Annotated in this window: 5 protein-coding genes and 4 tRNA genes; all 9 read left to right on the top strand. The window is 35.3% G+C overall.

Annotated features, from left to right (window positions below; translation table 11 throughout):
• Positions 1–195 precede the first annotated feature (195 nt).
• Positions 196–269 (top strand) — tRNA-Thr (locus tag WBY99_RS00890).
• Positions 270–288: 19 nt separating this feature from the next.
• A tRNA-Tyr gene (locus tag WBY99_RS00885) sits at positions 289–371 on the top strand.
• Positions 372–455: 84 nt separating this feature from the next.
• Positions 456–528: transfer RNA gene (locus WBY99_RS00880), tRNA-Gly, on the top strand.
• 50 nt (positions 529–578) lie between these two features.
• Positions 579–650: transfer RNA gene (locus WBY99_RS00875), tRNA-Thr, on the top strand.
• Between the two features lie 75 nt (positions 651–725).
• Positions 726–1,406, top strand: a complete 681-nt coding sequence (locus WBY99_RS00870) for a response regulator transcription factor (RefSeq protein ID WP_423974464.1) — start codon at positions 726–728, stop codon at positions 1,404–1,406.
• Complete coding sequence (locus WBY99_RS00865; protein WP_423974463.1) at positions 1,406–2,773, top strand: ATP-binding protein; 1,368 nt, start codon at positions 1,406–1,408, stop codon at positions 2,771–2,773. The genes WBY99_RS00870 and WBY99_RS00865 overlap by 1 nt, the downstream gene beginning before the upstream one ends.
• 82 nt (positions 2,774–2,855) lie before the next feature.
• Positions 2,856–4,097 carry a TolC family protein gene (locus tag WBY99_RS00860; protein WP_423974462.1) on the top strand — a complete coding sequence of 414 codons (1,242 nt, stop codon included), beginning with the start codon at positions 2,856–2,858 and terminating at the stop codon, positions 4,095–4,097.
• 2 nt (positions 4,098–4,099) lie between these two features.
• A complete protein-coding gene (locus WBY99_RS00855; protein ID WP_423974461.1) occupies positions 4,100–5,182 on the top strand; it encodes an efflux RND transporter periplasmic adaptor subunit in 1,083 nt (360 codons plus the stop codon).
• A 63-nt stretch (positions 5,183–5,245) separates the two neighbouring features.
• Positions 5,246–6,697 (top strand): efflux RND transporter permease subunit (locus WBY99_RS00850; protein ID WP_423974460.1); only part of this gene is annotated, 1,452 nt, incomplete at its 3' end.

The raw sequence follows: 6,697 nt of genomic DNA, 5'->3' as shown, positions 1-6,697 counted from the left end.
GTTTATAAAAAGTATCAAAAAATTTGTAGATTTAAAATAAACTACCTTATATTTGCACTCGCAAAAACAGATAAGAAGTTCTTTTAAAGTCTACAAATTTTTTTTTAAAAAAAACATCAAAATACTTGTAGATTTAAAATAAACTACCTTATATTTGCACTCGCAAAAACAGATAAGAAGTTCTTTAAATATTTTGCCTCCGTAGCTCAGCTGGCTAGAGCAGCTGATTTGTAATCAGCAGGTCGTGGGTTCGAGTCCCTCTGGAGGCTCATTGGAAAAAATAAAATTGGGGAGGTTCCAGAGTGGCCAAATGGATCAGACTGTAACTCTGCTGTCTTACGACTTCGTAGGTTCGAATCCTACCCTCCCCACATTTTTTTCTAATTTATTTTGCGTAGTTGTAAATTTATTGTAAATTTGCAAACCGTTTACCAACAGTTTTTGGAAACAAAAATGCGGAAGTAGCTCAGTTGGTAGAGCGTCAGCCTTCCAAGCTGAATGTCGCGAGTTCGACCCTCGTCTTCCGCTCTAAAAAATCACAACCAATACAGCGGCTTGTGATTTTTTTTTAAACTTTTGCCGACTTAGCTCAGGGGTAGAGCGTTTCCTTGGTAAGGAAGAGGTCGTGAGTTCAAATCTCATAGTTGGCTCTATTTTTAATCTCTCTTTTTTAGGAGAGATTTTTTTTGCTTTAATTTTCCTACATTTACTTTTCAATCCTAATTATGAAAATCCTTTTATTAGAAGATGACCTCGTTCTCGCTACTGAACTGTCTGCATTTTTGGAAGACAGTGAATTTGAGGTGAAAAAAGTGTACGATGGTAATCTCTTTTTGCAAGAAGCTCAGCAAAACTTCTATGATATTTATTTACTCGACATCAACGTGCCTAAAATAAATGGCTTAGAAGTTTGTGAGAAAATACGACTTGAGGATCAAAACACTCCCATCATCATGATTTCTGCCTACGGCGATTTGTCCGACAAGAAAGATGCCTTCAATCGTCTTGCGGATGATTATCTGGTAAAGCCTTTTCAGTTCGAGGAATTGTTGATGAGAATTCAGTCGCTCATCAGGAGAAAGAATACACAAGATAAATTGATTGACGAGATTTTAACGATAGAAGATCTTACCATTAATAAAACAGATCAGAAGGTTTTTCGTGGTGGACAAGAAATTGCGTTGACTGTAAAGGAATTTCAACTTTTGGTATTTTTAGTTGAAGCGCAAGGAAGAACGGTATCGAAACAACAGATTACAGAACATGTTTGGGAGCAGAATTTTAATACGAATACCAATACTGTTGAGGTTTACATTAATTTTTTAAGAAAGAAGATTGATAAGGATTTTAATATAAAATTAATTCATACTCGTTCGGGATACGGTTATTATTTAAATGCATTATAATGAGGTCTCTGAAACGGAAAATTGCTTTAAATCTAAGTATTGCGTTCTCATTACTTTTTGGTATTGTGATGAGCGTAATTTATATCTCTTTTAATTCTTTCAGAAGAGAAGAATTCAAAGAACGATTTGTAAAGAGGCTTGATTTCACGACGAGTTTTATTTCACAATCTGGTGGGTTTAATGAGAAAGATCCAATTGTTTTCAGTGAAACAGCCGATAATATAATGCTCAATGAAAACATTATCATTTTTGATGCCAACAAGCAATTGCTTTATAGCACTGTAAAAGATCAAAATGTAAGTTGGGACAAAAGTTTGCTTGACCGATTAGATCTGCAAAAGACCATTTATACTGAAGATACAAAACCTGAAATATATGCTGCTTTACGAAATGTTCAGGGTAAAAATTATTATATTATCACCAGCGCAATGGATGCTTCCGGGCAGTCGAAATTGGCTTACCTTAAATATCTACTGATTTTTTCTTATCTATTGAGTATTGCTCTTATTTGGTTTTTTAGCTATTATATCATTGGGAAATTTTTGCAACCTTTAGAAAAATTGAAGAAAGAAATATCAGAAGTTACTGCGCATAAACTCACTACTCAAATTCCAGTAAAAGCTTCTAATGATGAAATCGGTGTTTTAGCCCAATCGTTTAATACCATGATTGTTCGTTTGAATGATGTTTTTCAGTCCCAGAAAGATTTTACAGCAAGCGCATCTCACGAAATCCGAACTCCTTTAACGAGAATGGCTTTTCAATTAGAAAATTTAAAAAAATCCGAGCAACATTCACCAAAAACTTTATCGGTGCTCTCTCAGATTTCAAAAGAGATTTATCAATTGTCGGATCTTACGAATTCGCTTTTGGTGTTAACGAAATTCGATAAAGAGAATATTCAAACCATTTACGATGAAGTGAGAATCGATGAAGTGATTTTCGATGCGTATGGAAAAGTAGAGAAAAATTTTCCGAACCTGAAAATGGATTTTCAAATTTCTGAACACAATATGGAAAATGCCCAGCTGACCATCCAAGGTGTGAAATCTTTATTGGAAATTGTTTTTATTAATTTATTTAAAAATGCAGCGCTTTATGGCGATAACGATAGGGTGGATGTAGCCATTGATGAATCGTCATCTGCTTTAACTATAAACATTCTCAGTTTTGGAGATCTTATTTCTGCGGATGAACAAAATAGATTGTTTGATCCTTTCATGCGAGGTAGCAATTCTCATAAGATTTCTGGTTCCGGTTTAGGATTGAAAATTGTGAAACGTATTTTAGAATATCACAAAGCTACGATTACTTATCATGGTGCTTCTACCAACCAAAATATATTCACCATTATCTTTCCTGTATAGCTTTTTAAGGTTTTTTTAAGGTTAACTTAAGTTTCTTTTAAGGTTAACTCTTCATTTTTGCCCTTTGTTAAAAAGGATCAATATGAATAGAATAATCGTGATAAGTCTGCTGGTTTCTTCCTGGGCTTTTTCACAGCAAAAAATCACCCTTCCCGAAGCGGAACAAGCTTTCATTAAAAATAATTTACAACTTATTGCGCAACAGTATCATATTTCTGCAGCAGATGCAGATATTGTACAGTCGAAAATTTGGGATCTTCCGCAGGCTAGTTTTGAAACGAATGCTTATAATCCTGAAAATAATAATATTCTTAATCTCGGACCCACCAAAAGCGTGTCGGTACAACAGCTTTTTCTTTTGGGAGGAAAAAGGAAAAATGAGGTCGAATTTGCAAAATCAAATAAGGAACTTGCCCAACTTCAATTTAATCAATTGTTGGTTGAACTCAAAACTCAATTGCGGGAAACCTTTTATTCCATTTATTTTGATCATAAGAAAATAGAAAACATCGATGAGCAGTTGGGTTTTCTAACGGATTTGGTGAAAGCATACAAAATACAAACTGCAAAAGGAAATATTGCGCTGAAAGATGAAGTGCGATTGCAGGCAATGGTTTTGGATCTTAGCAATGAGAAATCTCAAATTAAGAACAGTGTTTTTTCACAACTTCAGGATCTTCATACTTTAACCGGAATCAGCGAGGATATTATTCCTGAAATGAATGCTGCAGAAGTGCAGGCTCTTATTCAAAATCAACCGCTCAGTTCTTTGGATGAATTAAAGAAAATTGCCTTAGAGCATAATGCCGATTATTTGTACACTTTGAAAACCATTGAAAACAGCAGGTCGTATTATAAATGGCAAAAATCTCTTAATACGCCAGATATCACCGGTGGATTGCAATGGAATCAAAACAGCGGAATGTACAAGAATGAAATTAATGTCTCGGTAGGTATTCCGCTCACTTTTTGGAAACCCAATCAAGGAAATGTTCAGAAAGCTCAAGTGTTAATCGACCAAAGTCAGCAAAACACCGCAGTTCAAAAACAGAATTTAGAAAATAAAATTACCGCAGCTTATCAAAATTGGCAAAACAATTACAATCAGTTTTCAAGTATTCAGCAAGCCGATATCAATAATCTGAATGCCGTTTATAAAGGAATACAAGATAATTTCCGGAAAGGAAATGTCACTTTAATCGACTTTACAGATTTTGCCAACAGTTATAAAGAAACGGTACTACGAATCGACGAAATAAAAAAGCAGGTCGTAATTTCTGCTGAACAACTAAACCAACTTGTACAAACTCCCATTTTCAATTAATCATGAAGAAAAATTTAGCCATTTTACTCGCTTTATTCGCGTTAATAAACTGTAAAAAAGAAGAAAAAAAAGATATTGAAACTGTGAAAAGTTTTGTTATTAGCAATGAAATGATGAAATCGACCACTTTGGTTGAGGTTCAGAACGAATACATTAAAGATGAAATGGCTTTTTTTGGTAAAATTGCAGCCGATAAAAATCAGTACATCGATATCTTTCCTTTAGTAGGAGGAAATGTTCTTTCCGTAAATGCCGAATTAGGTGATTACGTAAAAAAAGGGCAAGTTCTGGCAACCATTAGAAGTACGGAGGTGGCTGGTTATCAAAAAGATTTGAGTGATGCCAAAACAGATTTGGTCGTTGCACAGAAAAATCTTCGTGTTGCGCAGGATATGTACAACGGGAAATTAAGTACCGAAAGAGAAGTTCTGGAAGCCAAAAGTCAGGTTCAAAAAGCCCAAGATGAACTTCGCCGTTCACAGTCGGTCAATCAGGTTTATAATATGAACCACGGAAACATTTATTCTGTCGTTTCGCCGATTAGCGGTTTTATCGTTCAGAAAAACATCAATAAAGATATGCAGCTTAGAAGCGACCGAACCGATAATATTTTCGATGTTGCGAATACAAAGAATGTTTGGGCGATTTTAAATATTAATCAAAGTGATATTCATAAAATCTCTTTAGGAATGAAAGCAGAGGTTTCAACATTAACTGCTCCAGATAAAATATTCTACGGAAAAATTGATAAAATCTTTAAAATTATAGATCCTGAAACCAATTCAATGCAGGCGAGAGTGGTTCTGGATAATACGAACGGCGAGCTTATTCCTGAAAGTAAGGCGACCATCAAAGTCTTTAAAACAGAAAATAGTACAGCACTTTCTATTCCCTCCAATGCATTGATTTTCGATGAAAATAGGTATTATGTGGTTCTTTTTAAAAGCCAAAGCAATGTAAAAGTACAAGAAGTGAAAGTAATAAAGCAAACAGACGGTTTATCTTATATCTCCGATGGACTAAGAGAAGGTGATAAAGTAGTTACCAATAATCAACTTTTATTTTACAGATCACTCAACGAATAATTTAATCGCTATTTCAACGAAAAGAAACCTGTTCGAATAGGTTTTTTAGTAAATAAAAAATTCATGAATAAATTTATAAAAAACATTATTGCTTTTTCTTTAAAAAATAAAGCATTCACTTTTATTTGGGTAGCACTTTTGGCAATCTGTGGTTTTATTAGTTTCAAAAATATGCCCATCGAAGCTTTTCCCGATGTTACCAATACGCAAATGGTCATCATTACCCAATGGAATGGGCGAAGTGCCGAAGAAGTAGAGCGATTTGTAACGACTCCCATAGAATTGTCGATGAGTTCTGTACAGAAAAAAACCAGTATCAGAAGTACTACGATGTTCGGGCTTTCGATCATTAAAATTATTTTTGATGATGGAGTAGATGATTCTTTTGCCAGAATTCAAGTTAATAATCAACTGCGAACCGTTCAGTTTCCTGAAGGTGCAGAGCCGGAAGTTCAGCCGCCTTATGGACCAACTGGTGAGATTTATCGTTACATTCTACAAAGTCCCAAGAAAGATTCCCGCGAATTATTAACCTTACAAAATTGGGTGGTAGATCGTGCTTTCCGTGGTATCCCTGGAGTTGCGGATGTGAATGTTTTTGGTGGTCAAGAGAAGATATTTGAATTAAGCATCGATCCTAGAAAACTAGAGCAGTATAATTTAACCACCTCGCAGGTTTACGATGCCGTTAATCATGGGAATTTGAATGTGGGCGGAGATGTCATTGAGAAAAATGGGCAATCCTACGTCGTTCGCGGAATTGGTTTATTAAAGTCCATTGAGGATATCGAAAATGTAACCATTCAAAATGATCATGGAAATCCTATTTTAATTAAAAGCGTTGCAACGGTTCATGAAGGCTCTTTGCCAAGAGTTGGGCAGGCAGGATTCAATGACCATGATGATGTGGTTGCAGGAATTATTGTGATGCGGAAAGGAGAAAACCCTGTTGAAGTTTTGAAATTGGTGAAAGCTAAAATCGAAGAACTCAATACCAAAATCCTGCCTAAAGACACGAAAGTTGTTACCGTGTACAATCGTGAAAATTTGATGAATTTCACCACCAAGACCATTATGCATAACCTGATGGAAGGAATTATTTTCGTTACGGTGATTGTATTTCTTTTCATGGCAGATTGGCGAACGACTTTTATTGTGTCGATTGTTATTCCGCTTTCTTTGCTATTTGCTTTTTTATGTTTAAAGATGGCAGGGATGAGTGCCAATTTATTGTCATTAGGTGCAGTAGATTTCGGGATCATTATCGATGGTGCGGTCGTCATGGTCGAAGGGATTTTCGTAATGCTGGATCATAAAGCCAAAAAATACGGCATGGAACGATTCAATAAACTGGCAAAAGGCGGCTGGATTAAAACCACAGGAATTGGTCTCGGCAAAGCGATTTTCTTTTCAAAATTAATTATCATTACTTCACTGCTTCCGATATTTTCTTTTCAGAAGGTTGAAGGTAAAATGTTTTCTCCGTTGGCTTTTACTTTAGGATTTGCTTTATTG

Origin of the sequence: Kaistella sp. (genome assembly GCF_049588135.1) — a bacterium.
Taxonomy (GTDB): Bacteria; Bacteroidota; Bacteroidia; order Flavobacteriales; family Weeksellaceae; genus Kaistella.
This window is presented reverse-complemented; position numbering and strand designations above follow the sequence as displayed.

What these genes read in the sequence shown, in the direction of transcription:
- WBY99_RS00870 (WP_423974464.1), top strand. Translation starts at nt 726, where the DNA reads ATGAAAATCCTTTTATTAGAAGATGACCTCGTTCTCGCTACTGAACTG.
- WBY99_RS00865 (WP_423974463.1), top strand. Translation starts at nt 1,406, where the DNA reads ATGAGGTCTCTGAAACGGAAAATTGCTTTAAATCTAAGTATTGCGTTC.
- WBY99_RS00860 (WP_423974462.1), top strand. Translation starts at nt 2,856, where the DNA reads ATGAATAGAATAATCGTGATAAGTCTGCTGGTTTCTTCCTGGGCTTTT.
- WBY99_RS00855 (WP_423974461.1), top strand. Translation starts at nt 4,100, where the DNA reads ATGAAGAAAAATTTAGCCATTTTACTCGCTTTATTCGCGTTAATAAAC.